The sequence below is a fragment of the Fodinibius sp. SL11 genome, from assembly GCF_052060035.1.
Lineage (GTDB): Bacteria > Bacteroidota > Rhodothermia > Balneolales > Balneolaceae > Fodinibius.
The window spans coordinates 106,157-124,345 of the sequence record NZ_JBPOEA010000001.1 but is presented as its reverse complement, the minus strand read 5'-3'; the positions used below and the strand labels follow the sequence as shown (position 1 = coordinate 124,345).

10 protein-coding genes and 1 tRNA gene are annotated in these 18,189 nt (G+C 41.6%); 1 reads left to right on the top strand and 10 read right to left on the bottom strand.

Annotated features, from left to right (window positions below):
- Positions 1-147: 147 nt before the first annotated feature.
- From ACQ76V_RS00515 to ACQ76V_RS00495, 5 genes are all read right to left on the bottom strand, one after another.
- Entirely contained in the window at positions 148-1,905 is a 1,758-nt protein-coding gene (locus ACQ76V_RS00515; protein ID WP_440998503.1) for a RagB/SusD family nutrient uptake outer membrane protein, read from the bottom strand.
- 70 nt (positions 1,906-1,975) lie between these two features.
- Entirely contained in the window at positions 1,976-5,098 is a 3,123-nt protein-coding gene (locus ACQ76V_RS00510) for a SusC/RagA family TonB-linked outer membrane protein (protein ID WP_440998502.1), read from the bottom strand.
- Positions 5,099-5,466: 368 nt separating this feature from the next.
- Positions 5,467-6,486, bottom strand: coding sequence for a LacI family DNA-binding transcriptional regulator (locus tag ACQ76V_RS00505; protein WP_440998501.1), 1,020 nt, complete (start codon positions 6,484-6,486; stop codon positions 5,467-5,469).
- A gap of 733 nt (positions 6,487-7,219) precedes the next feature.
- Positions 7,220-7,501, bottom strand: coding sequence for a hypothetical protein (locus ACQ76V_RS00500; protein WP_440998500.1), 282 nt, complete (start codon positions 7,499-7,501; stop codon positions 7,220-7,222).
- A gap of 311 nt (positions 7,502-7,812) precedes the next feature.
- Positions 7,813-9,147 carry a fasciclin domain-containing protein gene (locus tag ACQ76V_RS00495; RefSeq protein WP_440998499.1) on the bottom strand — a complete coding sequence of 445 codons (1,335 nt, stop codon included), beginning with the start codon at positions 9,145-9,147 and terminating at the stop codon, positions 7,813-7,815.
- A 412-nt stretch (positions 9,148-9,559) separates the two neighbouring features.
- Here ACQ76V_RS00495 and ACQ76V_RS00490 point away from each other — a divergent pair, with 412 nt between their 5' ends.
- Complete coding sequence (locus tag ACQ76V_RS00490) at positions 9,560-10,168, top strand: porin family protein (RefSeq protein WP_440998498.1); 609 nt, start codon at positions 9,560-9,562, stop codon at positions 10,166-10,168.
- A 554-nt stretch (positions 10,169-10,722) separates the two neighbouring features.
- Here ACQ76V_RS00490 and ACQ76V_RS00485 read toward each other — a convergent pair.
- The 5 genes from ACQ76V_RS00485 to ACQ76V_RS00465 form a co-directional block, all read right to left on the bottom strand.
- A complete protein-coding gene (locus ACQ76V_RS00485; protein WP_440998497.1) occupies positions 10,723-11,904 on the bottom strand; it encodes a PP2C family protein-serine/threonine phosphatase in 1,182 nt (393 codons plus the stop codon).
- Between the two features lie 168 nt (positions 11,905-12,072).
- Positions 12,073-15,627, bottom strand: coding sequence for a two-component regulator propeller domain-containing protein (locus tag ACQ76V_RS00480; protein WP_440998496.1), 3,555 nt, complete (start codon positions 15,625-15,627; stop codon positions 12,073-12,075).
- 1,015 nt (positions 15,628-16,642) lie between these two features.
- A tRNA-Asn gene (locus tag ACQ76V_RS00475) sits at positions 16,643-16,714 on the bottom strand.
- A gap of 84 nt (positions 16,715-16,798) precedes the next feature.
- Positions 16,799-17,536, bottom strand: a complete 738-nt coding sequence (truA, locus tag ACQ76V_RS00470; protein ID WP_440998495.1) for a tRNA pseudouridine(38-40) synthase TruA — start codon at positions 17,534-17,536, stop codon at positions 16,799-16,801.
- Between the two features lie 3 nt (positions 17,537-17,539).
- Entirely contained in the window at positions 17,540-18,187 is a 648-nt protein-coding gene (locus ACQ76V_RS00465; protein WP_440998494.1) for a hypothetical protein, read from the bottom strand.
- Positions 18,188-18,189: the final 2 nt, after the last annotated feature.

Below are 18,189 nucleotides of genomic sequence, written 5' to 3'. Positions count from 1 at the left end.
CTATTAAAAAATAGATAGCAAAAAGGCGGTTTTTTAGGGTCCATTCCATAATATTTCATGGTTTTGTTATTAGGTTCCCTCTGCTGCAGCAAATCAGACTGGATTTACTCTTTAATCACAGCGAATGCAGGAACTTTAATTTGCCTATCAATAACCTGGATTTTGCTCATATAACCCTTCACTTAAAACGATCTCCTGTTGTGGAATAGGTAGGTATTCATTTTTGTTGGCCTCGAAGTGGGCTTCACCAAGATATGATCTTCTTTCTTGTTCCACTTGGAAATAATCATTAAGTACTTCCTCAGCAATTCCCCATCGAACCAGGTCAAAAAAGCGCCAACTTTCCATTGCAAATTCCAACCTGCGCTCCCATTGAAGAGCTTCCAGCGCATTATCTTGAGTCCAGTTGATGTTGTCACCATCCCGATACGGTTCGATAAAATAGTCAGCCGGTGCAGACCCATCCGAATACCTCACCATATCCGTACTCTCTGCTGCACGCTCTCTAATCTGATTGATTAAGGGCAGTGCCTCATTTTGCTGGCCTGTCTGTATCAATGCCTCTGCTTTCATCAGCAATACATCCGAATATCGAATGATGTCGACATTCTTTGCGCTCCCCCAGAAAGGCCCCCAAGATTGGGTACCCGGTTGATCAGGATGTTGCACTTCTTTCATCGTAGCATGGGAACCATAGAGCTCCGGTTGTCGTGCCCAGCCGGTTTCATAAAGCCAGTCTGAGTCATATTTAAAGGGATGGCCGGGAATGGCAACCGTATGGCTGAGACGAGGATCAAATGTCCGTTCTTGATAAGCATTCGGATCAGTATCGCTGACCATCTCATCATTGAAGGTATCAAACAAAGGTAATCCAGTATTTTCATCGGTCTTGAACGCATTTACTAAATTATGACTGGGTATATGAAACCAGCAGCAACCATATTCTGATGCCATATTATAATTCAAGCCATGCTCATAGTTCATCCTACCACCTTGTTCTGTCCCATCATCAAAAGAATGTTGGACTGCAAATACTGATTCAGGCCCATTATCATATTCAGTGATAAAGTTTTTGGCGAAGTCATCGAAAAGATCATGTTTGCCGGAATTGATTACATAATCAGCTTCATCAATAACTTCGTTTAATCGATCCTGGTTGATATTTATCACATTATGATTTTCATCCTGTTCATAGGCTTGATATAGCCGAGTTCGAGCTAAATAAGCTGCTGCTGATACGGCACTTGCCCTACCAACTTCTTCCTGCATATCGGGTAAATTATCTTTTGCAAACTGAAATTCATCCGCGATATTATCGAGCAACTCATCCCGAGTAAATTTAACATTAGAGACTTCGGATACTTCTTCAATCGTCATGGTCCTATCAATCCAAGGCACGTTTTTGAACAGAAGAACCAGTCGAAAATAAAAGTGACCTCTTAGGAAATGCATTTCAGCCTCTCGTTGCTGCAGAGGATATGTTGAATCTTCAAGGCCTCCTTCCCTCACTTCGTCTATCTTTCGCAAAGCCAGATTTGCTCGCTCAATTCCAGCAAAAAGTGCTTGCCATGCACGTTGTTGGTATCCCTGGTCTTCCTGAATAAAAACGAATCGTTCATACCAGTCCATTTCAGCCTGATCACCCAAACTTCCGCCACCTTTATAGGCATCATCAGAGCGTACACTTCCATATAGCCAATTAGACTCATAGGAATAAAGCCAGTCCGAATTACCAAGCGCAGCATAGGCGGACGTTGTCAATTGTTCAATACCATCTACACCCTCTATATTTTCTTCATTTATAACCCCACTGGGACTATAATCCAAGAAGTTATCACATCCTGTCAACATTAACAGCAAAAGAAGTGTGGCAAAAATCACTGATCTACCTTTTAATAAAGACATAATATTTTTCCTGTTATTTTTAATTTATTGGAAGCTAATCTTGTTTTGCGCATTGCGTATAATTCCAGACTTAAAAAGCTAAATTAAAACCAAAGGTAAATGTCCGGGGAAGCGGATAAAATGATCCGGGATTTTCAGGGTCTCCCCCCGTAAAATCACTGGAGGAGATTGTAAATAGTTCGCCTCCCGACACATGCACTCGTGCATTCGTTAGCCCTAAAGATTCCTGAAGAGCTGAGGGCAAGGTGTATTCCAGCCGGAGGTTGCGAAGTTTTACATACGACATATCTTCAATCATAAATGAAGACATTCTGGCCTCATTATTGGCATTGTCGAGAGATAAAGCTGGAATATCCGAGTCGGGATTCTCCGGGGTCCAGGCATCAAGAGCACGAGTTAATAAATTCTCACCTGAGTTGGTCCCAACCCCATAGAATAATCTGGGTTTAACAGGGTTAAACCGTTCAACACCGTAAACTCCTTGGAGATAGAAGGACAAACGAAACTGTTTGTAACTGAAATTACCTTGAAGCCCGTATTGAAGATCCGGAAGCTCATTACCCAACCAATCCTGGTCGAGGCTGTTAATTGTGCCGTCGTTGTTTAGATCCTTAAACCGTAGTCGACCAACTCCTTTTCCAGGTTGATCAGCATGTGCTTGCACTTCTTGCTCATTTTGAAAAATCCCATCGGCTACATATCCAAAATTAGCAGTTATGGAACGACCAACAATAGTTTTTTCCACATTCCCGGGGAAATCTCGAACAACAGATTCCGGTACAAATGTTATTTCATCTTTAGATGAGGAAAGTGAAGTTGTAAAGCTATAGCCCAACTCTCCAATAACATCATCGTAAGTTAGAGAAACCTCCCACCCACGGTTTTCCATTGTGGCTCCATTTTCCCACCTATCTGAGCCTTCTCCAAGTACAGCTAAACGTGGTGGAAGAACCAAGATATCACGAGTTTCGCGTATAAAATAATCAAATGAACCAGTTAACTGCTGGTCAAATAAACCGAAATCCAAACCAACATTCACTTCATCTGTTTCTTCCCAGTTCAAATTAGGATTGGCTCGTTGAACTTGTTTAATACCGGAAGGAAGTTCTCCCGTTTGTTGGCCGCCAAGAGCATAAGCTGTGCCGGTAGGTCTACCAAATGCGCCACAGCATAAAAACTCGGCGGTGCCGTAGGCAGGAGTAAAGAAAGCAAAAGGAGCGTTATCATCGATACGCTGATTTCCCATACGACCGGCACCAACCCTCAACTTCAGGTCGGATATAAAGTCGAAACTATCACTATTCCTAAAGAAATTTTCGTTAGTAATTCTCCAACCCAAAGAAAAAGCGGGAAAAAAACCAAACCGCTTATCTTCACCAAAGCGAGAAGAACCGTCATATCGGAAAGTTGCGGTTGCTAAGTACCTATTGCTATAATTATAATTAATCTTGGAAAAGTAAGATAACAATCTGAAACCTGTGGAAGTGCCCGACACACTCATTGGACCGGATCCCGCATCAAATTCCCAGAAATTATCAGTTTCCAGCAAAAAATCCTGCCGTTCTGCCGAAAGAAATTCGGTATCACTGCGGTTTGCTTCCACGCCAGCCAGTATTTCCGTGCTGTGTTCCCCAAGATCAAATGAATAATTAAGTGTATTAGACCATGTCCAATTCGATGTTTTTCGGTTATCCTGCACCAGCCTATTGGGGTCACGAGAAAGAAACCCAATGTTAAATTGCTCAAGTGTTACGACCTGCACTTCCTCGTCATAATCGACGGAAAAATTTGTACTGAATTCTAAATTATCCGTTATGCTTAAATCAGCGTACAGACTTCCATAAACTGATCGTATCTCATTTTGATCATCTTGTTGAAATGATGAGGTAGCCAAGGGGTTCAACCGGTCGGACAAGCCCCCGCCAATTGGCCCAGCAAAGCTCCCATCTTCAGCATACACAGGTATTATGGGATGGAGTAACGTAGCTGTACTCAAAGGATTTCCACCAAACACATAATCAGAAAAGGGAGTCTGTTCGCTCCTTGCCAGCTGCATGTTTTCTCCAATCGTCAGTTTACCATCTAATAAATCAAGGGATGAATTCAGGCGGAGCGTGTACCTTTCAAAATCATTAAATTTAACAACCCCTTTTTGATAATTATGACCTACCGCAGTCATCAAGCTATAGTTTTCGCCACCAGTGGATAATGAGATGTTATTTTCCGTACTAAGTCCGTTTCGGGTAATAACATCAAACCAATCAGTATCGGAAGCTCGTATACCACCTTGTACATTTTGATCAAGCCATTCCACCGTTTGGATATTGTTAAGTACAGGCTGACCATCCTGCATCTGCCAATCATAGTCATAATGCACTTGATCGTTTGGATCTGCACCATCATTTACCGAGGCACGCCAAGCTGCTCTTCCCCGCTGTTCGGTATTCATTACATCTACCGTTGGATACTGGCTTTCAAATGTAGTTCGGGTATTGAACTCCAACCGTAGTTGATCAGATTGTCCCTTTTTCGTAGTGACAATAATCACCCCATTTGAGGCTCTTGACCCATAAATAGAAGCGGCAGAAGCATCTTTTAAAACTTGGATAGACTCAATTTCATTGGAAGACAACAGATCAAAGCGTCGCCTTTCAACAGGCTGACCGTCAATAATATAAAGTGGTTCATTATCTCCGAGCGTACTTATCCCACGAATAAGAACCTGCTGAGTACCACCTCCGGGAGTTCCATCTCTGGTAATATTTAAACCGGATACTCGTCCCTGTAAACTCTGTAAAGGATTATGGGTTGAAATATCGGCTATATCTTCCGGATTTACGCTGGATATGGATCCGGTCAATTCATCTCTACGTTCAACGCCATAACCGGTAACTACAATCTCTTCCCCGGTAAGAGCTCGAGAACTCAATTCTACATTGACTTCTGAGCGACCCTCAATCGGGATTTCCAGCGTTGCGTATCCAATAAAAGAAAATACAAGCGTATCTGTTTCCGAGGGAGTTGTCAGCTGATAGAATCCCTCTGAATCAGTTGCTGTACCCCGTGTTGTGCCTTTTACAGATATATTAACGCCGGGTAATGAATTCCCATTGTCAGCATCTATAACCACTCCAGTTACAGTGTGATTTGTATCTGAATCCTGAGCCTTTACTTGTCCTCGAAATAAAACCACGAGAGAAACTATAACTAAGCAAATCCCTAACTTAAGATTAACTTTTCTCATAAATTATCCCCTTTTCATTTTTTATTTCCTGCTAAGTGATAATCCCATTTTATCTTGATGTAACTTTGTGAAACCGGTTACATTACTGAGACATAATAACAGCTACATCAAATTCATTTTAAATATGTAAACGTTTTCACAATAAAATCAATACCTTTGCAAAAATTAATGATTACCTACTCTATTATCGGTATATAAGCCTTTATAAGGGCATTTTTAATAGGAAGCCATTCCTTACTACTACTTTTTTTAAAATAAAATGTAAACGTTTACAATTAATTTGTGCGCGTAGCTCCATTATAAGCACATAAGAGTGATCACTTAGGATTTCCGCAAGAATGGCGAATGATAAGCTCAGCCTTCAACACAGTATTAGAAATGGGTCGATTGGGATTTGACAATCGTTTTAGCAAAAGTTCCACTGCTGTAGCTCCTAATTCATACCCTGGCTGTCGAACTGCTGTAAGTGGTGGGTTAAGTGCAGTTGCCCAGGACATATCATCAAAACCAACAATAGCAACATCGTTGGGTACCTTTACATTTTGTCTGTAAAGTTCTTCATATATCCCCAGTGTCATCAGATTATTGGTTGAATAAATGGCAGTAGGTGGTTCGGTAATATTCAGTAAATGACGTACTCCCTCAACCCCTCCCTTTTCTTTAGAGTTACCATGAAATATTAACTCATCGTTAATAGATATATTCTCCTCTTTAAGCGCCTTTTTGTATCCGTTTAATCTTTCTTCGGTCGTTAAAATGCCTTCTATGCCACAAACAATACCAATTCGTTTGTGGCCTAACTCCAATAATCTTTTAACTGCAAGATATGACCCTTCTTTATTATTTACAGTGACAGTATCCACATCAAAGTCTGAAAGATGTCTATCAACGCTAACCAGCGGTAGGGTTTGATTTACTGTCCTCAAATATTCTTTGTTGCCTATAGTAGGCGCAATTATTAATCCTGCTACCTTTTCTGAAAGCAATGTCTCCAGATAAAAGCGCTCCTTTTCGGGATCTTCATCTGTATTACAAACAATCACGCCATGATCATTTTCATAGGCTATATCTCCTACACCTCGAGCAATATCTGAGAAGAATGGGTTTTGCAAATCAGTCACAATTAATCCCAAAACTTTTGAATGTCCCCCCTTACCCCGAAGTCTACTAGCCACTCTATTGGGACGATAATCCAACTTTTTGGCAGCTTGAAGTACTTTTTCTGTAGTTTCTTTGTTAACCTTTGCTGACCCACTAAATACCCTTGAGACTGTCGCTGTAGATACGTCAGCCTCCCTTGCCACATCTTCTACCGTATATTTTTTATTGTTACCCATGCCTTAATTAAATAGGTTTAAAATAACTTTGGAATATACATAGAATGTAATCGATTTCATTAGATAATCGAATTTCTTCGTAACTGAGTATCTTAATAACAGTGGATAAAACTATCATGATTGAAATGTAACATATAGCCTATAATCAGTTGTGAAAAGACTATCACAAAATAAAAAAGGCCTCACCTATAAAAGATGAAGCCTTTTATGCTCCCCGACAGTTGATGACCTGCGACGATATGCGGAAAATATTTCCTCTACAATGGGCTATCAGAGTCCTAAGACGGAGTCCTAAAGGAAATGAGTACAAAATTGATTACCAAAAACTGTTCCACTTGTACCCAAATTTTAATGATGCGAAACAAAAATTTTACACAAAATTTGTTAACCCTTAATTATTAAAAAAGAAGAGAAAGCAACCTAAAGTTTATCAATAATTGCTGAATTTTGGGAAGGTGAAAAACTAAGCTAAAATTGCTCGGAAATTTTATGTTAGCCGTGCTTGGGTATCCAAAGTATTGAATATATAAAACATAGCTTTTTCCCTTACAGCTATAGTTCAAACCTAATAAAGTTTTCAAAAGCAGCAGGTACAATTCAAATAGAAGCAAAGTCTGAAGGGAATAACCATTGCCTTTCCTGTTTGGATTTCATCTTTTACACAACCATACTTTGATCTTCACTTTTCACTCTTAGAAAAATTATCCCCATCGATGTAAGAAATTGACAAATACTATTTCCTGACAATTCCCACCACACGGCCGGTACCACAATCCAGCCTGAGTAGTTCCTTCCCACCAACCCCATAACGATTGGTTGGTACTTTATAGTCACCCCGATCTTTACTAGAACGAATCAATTGAATCTTTGTACCATCTCGTGGATCAACCATTGGGTTCCGGCATCCCTCATCAGGATTCGGTTCTAATGTTGTCGTCCCATTTGGTGTTCCAACGAGGAAATGACCAGGTACGTTATTAGCCTCCCGTGCTTTATCATCTGAGGGAAAATTCATAGTGGCACAGTTACTTAAAAAAAGCAAGAAGACTAGAAGTAGAAAAAGCCGGAATGATAAAGCACTTAGAATATTAAGTTTTCGGCTTATGTGTATGTTAGCGGTCATAATAAGAGTATTACTTGGTTAATTTTTTTACTCACCATAATGCGGATAAATTTTATCCCCTATTTTTATAGACGGGGACTATGAAACCCAAATCCTAAAGATCCGAGTACCCTATCCTCCCCCATTAACAAGCCCCGAGGCTCAATGACTCAGGGCTTATATGTGCCTATTCTTCAGCTACAATCTAGGTATCCAATCCTTATTCAATTGGATGGCAACTCAAGTACACGGTCAATAACATACACAACACCGTTTTTCCCCGTCATTTGCGGCTGTTTTACTGCAGCGACACCATTTACCAGAATTTGATTTCCGTTTCTGGTAATCGTTATCTGTTTACCTTGCCAGCTGGTATAGCTTTGTCCATCCTGCAGTTCATCGGTATCAAATTCATCAAGCAGAATATGATATTGCAATAGTTCAGCTAATTGGGTTTCATTGCTCGGCAGGTTATTAATGCCAGCGGCATTATCACCCGGCACGAAGAGCGTAAATTTTTCATCAGCGTTGTTATTGCTGTTGTAAAGTCTGCCCGTCATGCCCGCTGTGGCCAATGCTGCACGAAATGTTTTGTAATTGAATCGCTTGTCCAGGATAGGAAGAACCCCAAGGAACTTATCAGGGAGCATAATACCGGACGGTAGTACAATTTTTCCATTAGTGGAAAATACTTGCTGAACAGGACTTCCGCCTCCACCGTTAATCAAAAATTCCGCGACTTGGTCTACGACCAGATAAACCGAATCCTGGTGCATGGTAGGCAAGGCCATTCTGGTACCTTGTCCTGTACTGGTGAAATCCGTGAAGAGTACATGATATTGCATAATTTCATTCCACTCCCCCTCGGTGAAGCTGAGACCTTCACCGGATTCATACCAGTCCAGTGCTACATCACTTGTAGTAAGCAACGTTTTAGTCCCAGGAGCTCGCAACATATCGGCCAGATCGGCCGCCTCCAGCCGCGCAGCGAAGTTCTTAAACTCATACCGCTTATAGATATTATCGTACAGAGTACCCAATTGATCGGGAATAAGTACCTTGTCAATGGTATGAAGCACTCCGTTTGGGGCTTCGGTATTGGTTTTTATAAACCGTGCCTGATTATTGAGCAGATTACCAAAAGGTTGTCCCAACTCGACAAACAAAGGATCTCCTTGCATCGTAGTGATGGACTCTTTTTTAATTTCGTTTGGTATGCGATAGCTGCCTTGATAACCGTGATATTCAAGTAGCTCTCGTTTTTGATTCATGTCCAGACTTTCCAGGTACCCGGCCGGAAGATTACTAAATGCAGCATCAGTAGGTGCGAAGAACGTGGTGGCTCCATTCTGATCGAGAACGGTCTGAAGGCTGGTGCCTTCCAACAGCTCTTCAAGTATGGTTAATCCGGGGTCAGACTGAATTGTCTGCAATAGGTTAGGAATGTCGGGATTTTGACCTGGACCACTGACTTGATTGTCGTTGCAACCTGTAATTAGGAGGGCGCCAAATAGTACCCACCCCATCGACTTGTTGCGCAGGTTTGTTATTGAGTTCATTGTAGTAAGACTATTAGTGTGATCGGATGATTGGTTCAGCCGATATGTTGAATTCTTTGCATAACCAACTGAATTCTGACCTTGAACGTACCGGAAAGGCTGGCTACGTTCACTCTTGAATCTTCGTTACAACTAATAATATCTCTTTTAAAAATGATAACAAATGGGGGACAAAAATTATTTTTTTCTAATCTATATATAATTATTTGGAAAGTCCGTAATATAAAATCAGCAGTATTCTTTGTTTCTCATCGAGACTATACACTGTCAAAAACCGTGTGTAGAGCAGAGAGATACTGACCAATCCCAGATTTCACTGGTTCATATACCAGTCCAAAAGCAAGAATGGATTCAGTGAACAAAGGTAGAGCTAACAATATCACGTAAAAATAAAATTGTAAAGGCAATACCTATGAAAACAATAATAAAGTCTATTCTAATTTTGAGTATCTGTTTGTGGGGATTCCAAAATACTCATGCCCAAGACATACGTTTTGGTGCAAAAGCAGGTGCCGATTTTTCTAATTGGCACGGAAAAGATGTGAAAGATGCTGATCTGAATACCCATATTAGATTCCATGCTGGCGCATTTGCGGAAATTCCTGTTGCAAAAGCGTGGAATTTGGAAAGTGGGCTATACATATCCCAAAAAGGATTTGAAGCCAACCAAGAGATTCTTGGCTTTAATTTCGACGTTACTAACACCTCTACCTACTTAGACCTTCCCGTGCTTGCAAAATACGGGATGACCAAAAATTTCAACGTCTTTTTAGGTCCTCAGTTCTCTTATCTATTAAATAATAAGGTTCCCTATGAGTTCGAAGGTGAAAAGGATACCGATAAAGGAGTTTCCGGGTTTAAAAAGTTCGACCTGGGAGCCGTAGGTGGTATGGGTTATCAATTTAATAACGGTTTGCTTGTAAGTGCAAACTATGATTTTGGCTTGTTGAAGATGGATGATGTAACAAACACCAAGGCCTATAATCGTGTTATCAAGATTTCTGCTGGTTACCGCTTTTAGTATAAAACCTACCCTTAAAATGGTGCCCCGCTGGGGCACCATTTGTTTTCTTGAGAATACCTTTCAAAGAAAATAATTCCTATTGCAAGTTTCCTTTTTTCGGACCACTTAATAGGTAAATTTTATCACTTTCAAACAGTCAACTTCAAGTAAGCTTACAAGAGGTACAAAAGAGAAAGAGAAATTATCATCTCATATATACGATAAATGGCTAAAAGCGGAATGGCAGGAAATAAAAAAGGCCCCACCTATAAAAGATGAAGCCTTTTGTGCTCCCCGTATACAGATGGTATGCGGAAAGTCTTTTCCTTACAATGGCCTATAAGAGTCCTAAGACGGGGTTCAAAAGGAAATAAGTGCCAGATTGACTACCAAAAACTGCTCAAATTGTACCCGAATTTTAATGATGCGAACCAAAAATTTTACACAAAAGTTGTTATCTCGAAGACTAAAAAGAAGAAGTACAGTTGAGAAAAGCAGAGTAAATATTTCAGTAACTGCTTATCCGAAAACCATCATCATATAACAAAATTGTAACCTAAAAGCATATGCGATCAGACACTCTTCGTTCCATAGTACTCTAGGACCAAAAGGGTTATATCGTCCGACTGTTTGGCCTGATTTGTGAATTTAAGTACATCTGCCATGACCCCGCGCAAGAGCTTATCTTGCGTATAATCATGGTGCTCGGTAAGATATTTTTCGAAACGCTCTTCTTCATACATCTCTTCATGCTCATTCATAGCCTCGGTTATCCCATCAGTGTACAATATGATTTTTTCACTCGGTTTAAGCTGTATTTGTTTGGCCTCAAAATCGACAGGTTCAATTTTACCCAGCAAAAGACCGCCCGTGTTCTCTACCTGTTCCAATGTTTGGTCCTGCCTCAGAATATAGGGGAGATTATGACCGCCATTCGAATACCTTACCATACCGCTTGTTGTATCCAGTACACCATAAAACACGGTCACGAAAGTTGTAAAATCACTTTCAGGAATAAGCATGAGATTAACCTTTTTAAGACATTCTGCCGGATCATGTATCTGGGATGCAATCGCTTTGAGCATTGTTCTTGCCACAGCCATATAGATGGAGGCCGAAATACCTTTTCCCGACACATCTCCGATTACAAAGCCTAAGTGCGTATCATCAAGGAAGAAAAAATCATAAAAATCACCTCCCACCTCTTTAGCAGCATGCATTTCAGCATAAATACTGAATTCATCCCGGTTCGGATAGGGCGGAAAATCTTGTGGGAGCATTTTCTGCTGAATACGTGCTGCTATATCCAAATCCTGTTGTACGGCAATCAATAACCGTTTCTCTCTTTGGGATTCCTTGATATAACCAATCTCTTTCAGCCCCTTTAAAATAGTAATTTCCAAGTCTTTGAAATCTATAGGCTTGGTTACAAAATCGAAGGCCCCATGGTTCATGGCTATTCGGATATTTTCCATATCTCCATAGGCCGAGACAATGATGGTTTTTACAGCTTGGTTTTCCTTTTCTTGAAGTTTCTTAAGCAAGGTAAGCCCATCCATTTTGGGCATGTTAATGTCAGATAAAATCAGAGAAATATCATTGGCTCCGTGATCCAGGAGATCAATGGCCTCTATACCATTTTTAGCAAAAAGAAACGCATAGGCTTCGCTTTGTATTTGCTTGCGGAATTTTTGAAGGATCAACATTTGAAGATCTGGTTCATCATCAACGACCATTATGTTATACGTTTTCATAGGTACCTTTTTTTAGCTATTGGCCGTCACCGTTTAATAACTGATCTTGAACTTCAGTCTTCAAGGAAACTAAGTTTATTGGTTTGGTAAAGAACTCCGTGGCACGGAACAGCATTTCAATATCTTTTTCGTCGTCTACCATTAAAAATGTCATAATAATTACTCGAATTAGTCAATTGGGATAGTAATAATAAGCTCTGTGTACTCACCCAGTTTTGAATCAACTTCCAAGTCCCCCCGATGCAATTTTATAATATCATAGGCCATGGAAAGCCCTAGCCCGGTGCCTTCTCCAGTCGGCTTAGTGGTAAAAAAGGGCTCAAATATTTTTTCGCGAATGTCATCGGGAATGCCACCCCCATTGTCCCTAATTCGTATTTCAACGTTGTTATCTTCTTTTTTTGTTGTTACCTGAATTACTGGTTTCCGGTCGGGCTGAGAATTGGAAATTTCATGTGCGGCATACATGGCGTTATTAATGATGTTCAAAAAAGCACGGCTAAAGTCTTGGGCCACCAAATCTTTCATGGGAATCTGGGGATCATAGTCTGTTTGTATGTCGATGTTGAAGGATTTATCACTAGCTCTCATGCCGTGATAGGCAAGCTTTACATACTCATCAATTAGTTTATTAAGGTCGGTTGGTATACGTTCTCCACTTTTACCCCGGCTGTGCAGCAGCATAGATTTTACGATAGAGTCGGCGCGTATTCCATGTTTATGGATTTTTTTTAGGTTGGCTTCGATATCGTCTAAAATTACTTTCAGCTGATGGCTGTCATCGGTAAGCTTTCCATTTATTTCACCCTTGCCACTTTCCAAATCATCCGGTGATCGTTCGCACGTCACACGTCGCACTTCTTCCCGCGCTTCCTCAATCAATTCCATACTCAGCTCCGAAAAATTATTCACAAAATTTAGCGGATTTTTGATCTCGTGGGCAATGCCAGCAGTAAGCTGACCGAGGGAGGCCAGTTTTTCCTGCTGAACTAGTTGGTCTTGGGCGGCTGTAAGTTTTTGGAGTGAGTCTTGAAGTTCAGAATAAGCTTTCTCAAATTCCCGGCTATGTTTTTTTTCCAGCTGAAGCTCCAGTTCTCGTGCCCGTTCCCGTTCCTTTGCTATCAGCCTATATCGCTGAAACCGGTCCACGACAAAAATACCTGACGCAAGAATCAGACCGTAAAGACCATACGCCCACCACGTTCTCCACCACGGAGGAAGAATGGAAAGTTTGATTGCTGTACCCTTTTGATTCCATACTCCCTCACTGTTGGCGGCCCGGACTCGAAAGACGTATTCTCCATGGGGAACACGATTATAACTGGCTCGGCGCTGAGTCCCTGCGTCACGCCAATCCTGATCGTAGCCTTCCAGCAAATAGGTGTATTGATTTGACTGCGGATCGCGATAGTCGAGAGTTGCAAACTCGAAAGAAAAAGTACTTTCATCATGTTGCAGACGAATCTCCTGTGATTTCCAAATTGGAGTCTGTAGGGGTCCATCACTGTCTGGCCCGACTGGATGTCCGGCTAGTAGAAAATTCGTGAAAACCACAGGAGAAGCTAAGACGTCTGATTGAATATCGTCAGGATGAAAAACGGTAAAGCCATTTATTCCACCAAAAATGAAATTGCCTGCTATATCACGTTCACAGGATGACACAAAAGGATGAGCTCTGACGCCGTGTCTTGTTCCAAAAGTATAGAAGAACTGGGATTCGGGATCGAAGTGAGTTAAACCCTGGGGAGTACCCATCCAAATATCCCCCTTATCGTCTCCAATTATGCATGAAACATAATTATCGGGAAGCCCACTATTATAAGCGGTAAAATGTGTAAAGATATTTTTTTCAACATCAAACCAATCGAGACCGGATTTGTGTGTTCCAATAAGAAGGCGGCCCGGTCCCTCTTCATAAATACTCGTGATATATTTGCCATTCAGGCTGTTCAGATTACCGGGGTCGTGTTGAAAACGGGTAAATGTTTCCGTCTCTTTATCAAAACGATTCAGTCCGCCTCCTTCGGTTCCGATCCAAAATACACCCGGTTGAAAGGGCGCTCCATAAATTGTGGTTATATTCGCATGACTCAGGCTTGCTGGATTATCCGGGTCATGTGTATAGTGGCTTACTTTCCCGGTTTCTCTATTTAATCGAAACAGACCCGTCCAATTTGTACCGAACCATAAGAGACCCTCACGGTCTTCATAAATGGTTACTATAGGCCCTATTTTGGTACCAGTATCTGTTGAATCAACTAACACCGGGATAATCTCGTTAGTCTCCTTATTCATTTGGTAGAGACCGCCGTGTCGGGCCGTTTGAGTTCCTTCATGACTGCCAAGCCAAAGAGTTCCATCTTCTGTTTGCTCGATGGCTGTAATTAGAATTTCGATCACAGGAAGTGTAGAACTCGCCCTATATGACGAAATCTCATTTTCTAAATGCTGAAAGCTGACGATAGTATTTTCAGGGCAGCATGCATTCACGCGTAATATTCCGGAATAGTCTGCATCAAGTACATTTATGAAATTGTTGGAATGCATTGGGGTGAGAGTAAAATGCTCGAAAGGGCTTTGATTTAAACGGGTTTTATTGAGACCACCCGGAATCATACTAATCCAGTTCGTCCCGTCTTGTGATTGATACATACTCCAAACACTGTTTGAAGACAGGGATGATGGATCATCCGGATCAGGCTCAAAACGGATGAGTTTATCCGTTTCAGGATCGTATCGATTTAAACCGAGCCCAAAACTTCCTATCCAAAGACCGCCCTGATTGTCTTCATGGATAATCTGAACAGCGCCCCCACCCTCAACATCTGTCTGAAAGCCGCTAAATGATGCACTGAGTTTATCGGGCGCATTCGGATCATACGGGTGGCGAGTAAATATACCCTTATCGCGATTCATTGTATGCAATCCATAATTCCAAGTTCCAACCCAAAATGTTCCTCTTGAATCTTCAAAGATGCTCATAACATGATTTGAGGTCAGGGTATTCGAGTCGTTCGGATCGTGCAAATAACGTGTGAATGTACCTGATTCCCGGTTAAAACGGTTCAGCCCACCGGGACCGGGATTGTCTTGTTCGCTGCCAAAAGGGCTGTTGGTTCCTATCCAAAGAGTACCTTTGCTGTCTTCATAAATCGCTCGTATCTGATCATTACTTAGTGAGGTTGAATCATCAGGATCATACGTATAGCGGGTGAATGTACCTGTCTTACGATCCATGTGATTTAGACCGCCCATCGTTCCAACCCAAAGTTGCCCCATGTGATCTTCAATAATAACCGTTACGGAATCCTGGCTTATACTGGTTGGATTATCAGGATCATTTCGGAAGTGTGTAAACGTGGCTGTTTCAGGGTTAAAGCGATTCAAACCGCCACCATAAGTTCCGACCCAAAGTGTGCCTTCGTGGTCAGCATACACAGTCTCTGTCCAATTTGCAGAAAGAGAGGTAGAATCGGCAGGATTGTGGGTATAATTGGTAAATGAATATCCATCGAAGAGATAAAGTCCATCCCAAGTACTGAACCACATGAAACCAATTGAATCCTCAGTGATGCCCGTTACAAAATTAGCCTGATCTCCACCCGGCAGCTGAAAATGTTCAAACTGGAACTGTGACTGTTGGCCGTAACTTGTTCCCACCATATTTAGGAAAATACAAGCAGCAACTAAAGCAACTTTAAGAATGTTGGACGGTGGTTTCATTTGTTCGGTTTTTATACTTAAAATCCTTCTCTACCAGATTAACAGTGGCACCAATAATAAAAACGGAGGGTATTAAAACTGGTACTGCGTGTTTGAGATATTGAAAATCATCAGTTCCGCAATTAAGGGCTTATTGACATCTTTACTAAATTTTAAAAGCGGCCAGACAAATACCCGGATCGCTTTTTAATGTACTTAGCAGGGGAACCGATATTTATTTGGTTAGTAACCAAATGCTTAAACTTACCCACTTGATTCAGCGTAAGACGGGTTAACCGAATACCCTCATGCATTGATCGTGCTCAGCAGATCATAGTAAACTCTTCAAAAACGATTTTGCCGCTCTCGTTAAATAGCAACACTGCTAAACCGGACGTTTGGTGCTGGAGCTTGTCCAATTTGAATACGATTTACTATCATAGTTAAGCGTCACTCTTTCATGACCGACAATCTCTATTAATTTTGTTTGATCCGTCTCTGTCAGTCTTGTACTTATTAGAAGTGAGATGTCTTTTCATAACCATTTCTACAATTCCCTTGAATAAAGACATTTTCCCTCCGGTTCAATCATGAATACGCTAGCTTTTCTAGTATTTCAAGCCTTTCTTCTGAATAGATATGGCAACTCAAAGTTGCATTAAACTCTTGATTTACTACAAGTTAATATGGAAATACCAGGTATCCTACTAATTTCTTATTATATATTCTCTCCATAATACTCACATTTGGTACAGAATGTTTAAACCTACATTGGTTTTTTCTTGGAAAATGGCCGCCAAAAGATTGTGATCTGGGTATAACTCCTTCCGGCCTCACAGTTCGCTAGGAGATTAACGCCGAATGAGTACATTCAGAAACATCACATAATGCCCGATACTATACTTATGTCTGGGCAAATTATAAGGAGGGGTTCAGTTAGATTTCCACATGTCGCGGATAATAAGCTGGTAAAGAAAAATCTTAAAATAAAAAAGGACTGACCGGCATTCGCCAATCAGTCCTTATATTTTTTGAGCTCCCCGGGTAGGATTCGAACCTACGACCCATCGGTTAACAGCCGATTGCTCTGCCGCTGAGCTACCGAGGAATGTAACTCTTTTGAAAATGTTTCAACCGTTTCAAAGAGAGGACAAATATAATAGATTTAGGTAACCCGAGTCAAGAATTTTTTTTAGCTTTTTTCGTACCTTACTTTTTCCAGAATAAGACCCTGTGCAGCGGCTCCATGGGCATTCTTATTTTTGCTGGGGTTATTAATCATATCATTAAACTCTTCAACCGTTCTGCTGCCCTTTCCCACCTCCATCATAGTTCCCACCAACCTGCGCACCATGTGACGAACAAACCGATTGGCTTCGATATGGTAACAAAGCTGGTAACTGCTTTCGGAGAAAGAAGATTCGGCGACCTCACAAACTGAATCGGGATTTTCATTATCGGGCTTGGTGAAGCTGTCAAAGTTGTGCGACCCTTCAATTTTTTGGGCACAGTAACGCATCGCTTCAAAATTCAGTTCATCAAGGACCAGTTCAGACATTGATCGCATTAGTGGTGCCGGACGTCGTATAATCTGGTACCGATAGCGTCGTGCGGTAGCATCAAAACGAGCGTGGAAATCGTCCGAAACCTGCTGCATCTCCCAGACGGCAATATCGTGCGGCAACACGCCCAGCAAGGCATATAGAATACGGTCGCGGTCAAGTGGCTCGGGAAAATCAAAATGTGCCACCTGCTCTTCGGCGTGCACCCCGCTATCTGTACGGCCCTGGCCGATTACATCAACAGGTTGAGTCAAGATCCTGGACAATGCCGATTCAATCTCTTCTTCCACGGTATTACTATTCGGCTGCTTTTGCCAGCCGCTGTACCGGGTGCCATTAAATTCTATCGAAACCTTATATCGCGGCATATGCTAAAATTTTATCCTTAGATTAGCTACCAGTCCATCGGTGCGGTGATAAGGCGATAAATAAAGTGAACTACTTACCTTCGAATCCTGCTTCTTTTGGGCCCGATTGTAGGCACTAATACCGCTTATCACTCTATTAACCACCATCAATCCCAGCAAGGCCGGCAGTTGCTGATCTATCTGTTCAAATCGGGTGCGCAAGTCGCGATATTGCAGTCGTTGTTCACGACCCGACCACTGCCATCGATTTTGGGGAACGTCATCAAAAATCTGATCCCAATTACGGCTACGCGCTTGGTAATCATTGTAGGCTTCCAAATTATCAAAATTCTCAACAGCTAATTGAAACTGCCGACTGCGACCTTCAATAGTCACTCCGGCCTGTTGTCGGCCGTAGGCATACCAGTTTTGCTGCAGATTATTGGAATGAATAGAAAACCCTGCATAGCTGAGAATCAAAACCAGATCGGCGGCAAGATGATATTGTCCGCGCCGCCAATTGTTATGATCCACATGATAGTGACCCCACCCCGGAACGGCCATGGATTTTAGAAATGCGACTTTGGGATCGGGTTGTTGCGCCCAAGACCGGTCGGCATTTGCTGCAACAAATGTTATTATCAGCAACAAGACCGGTAGATATTGGCGCATGA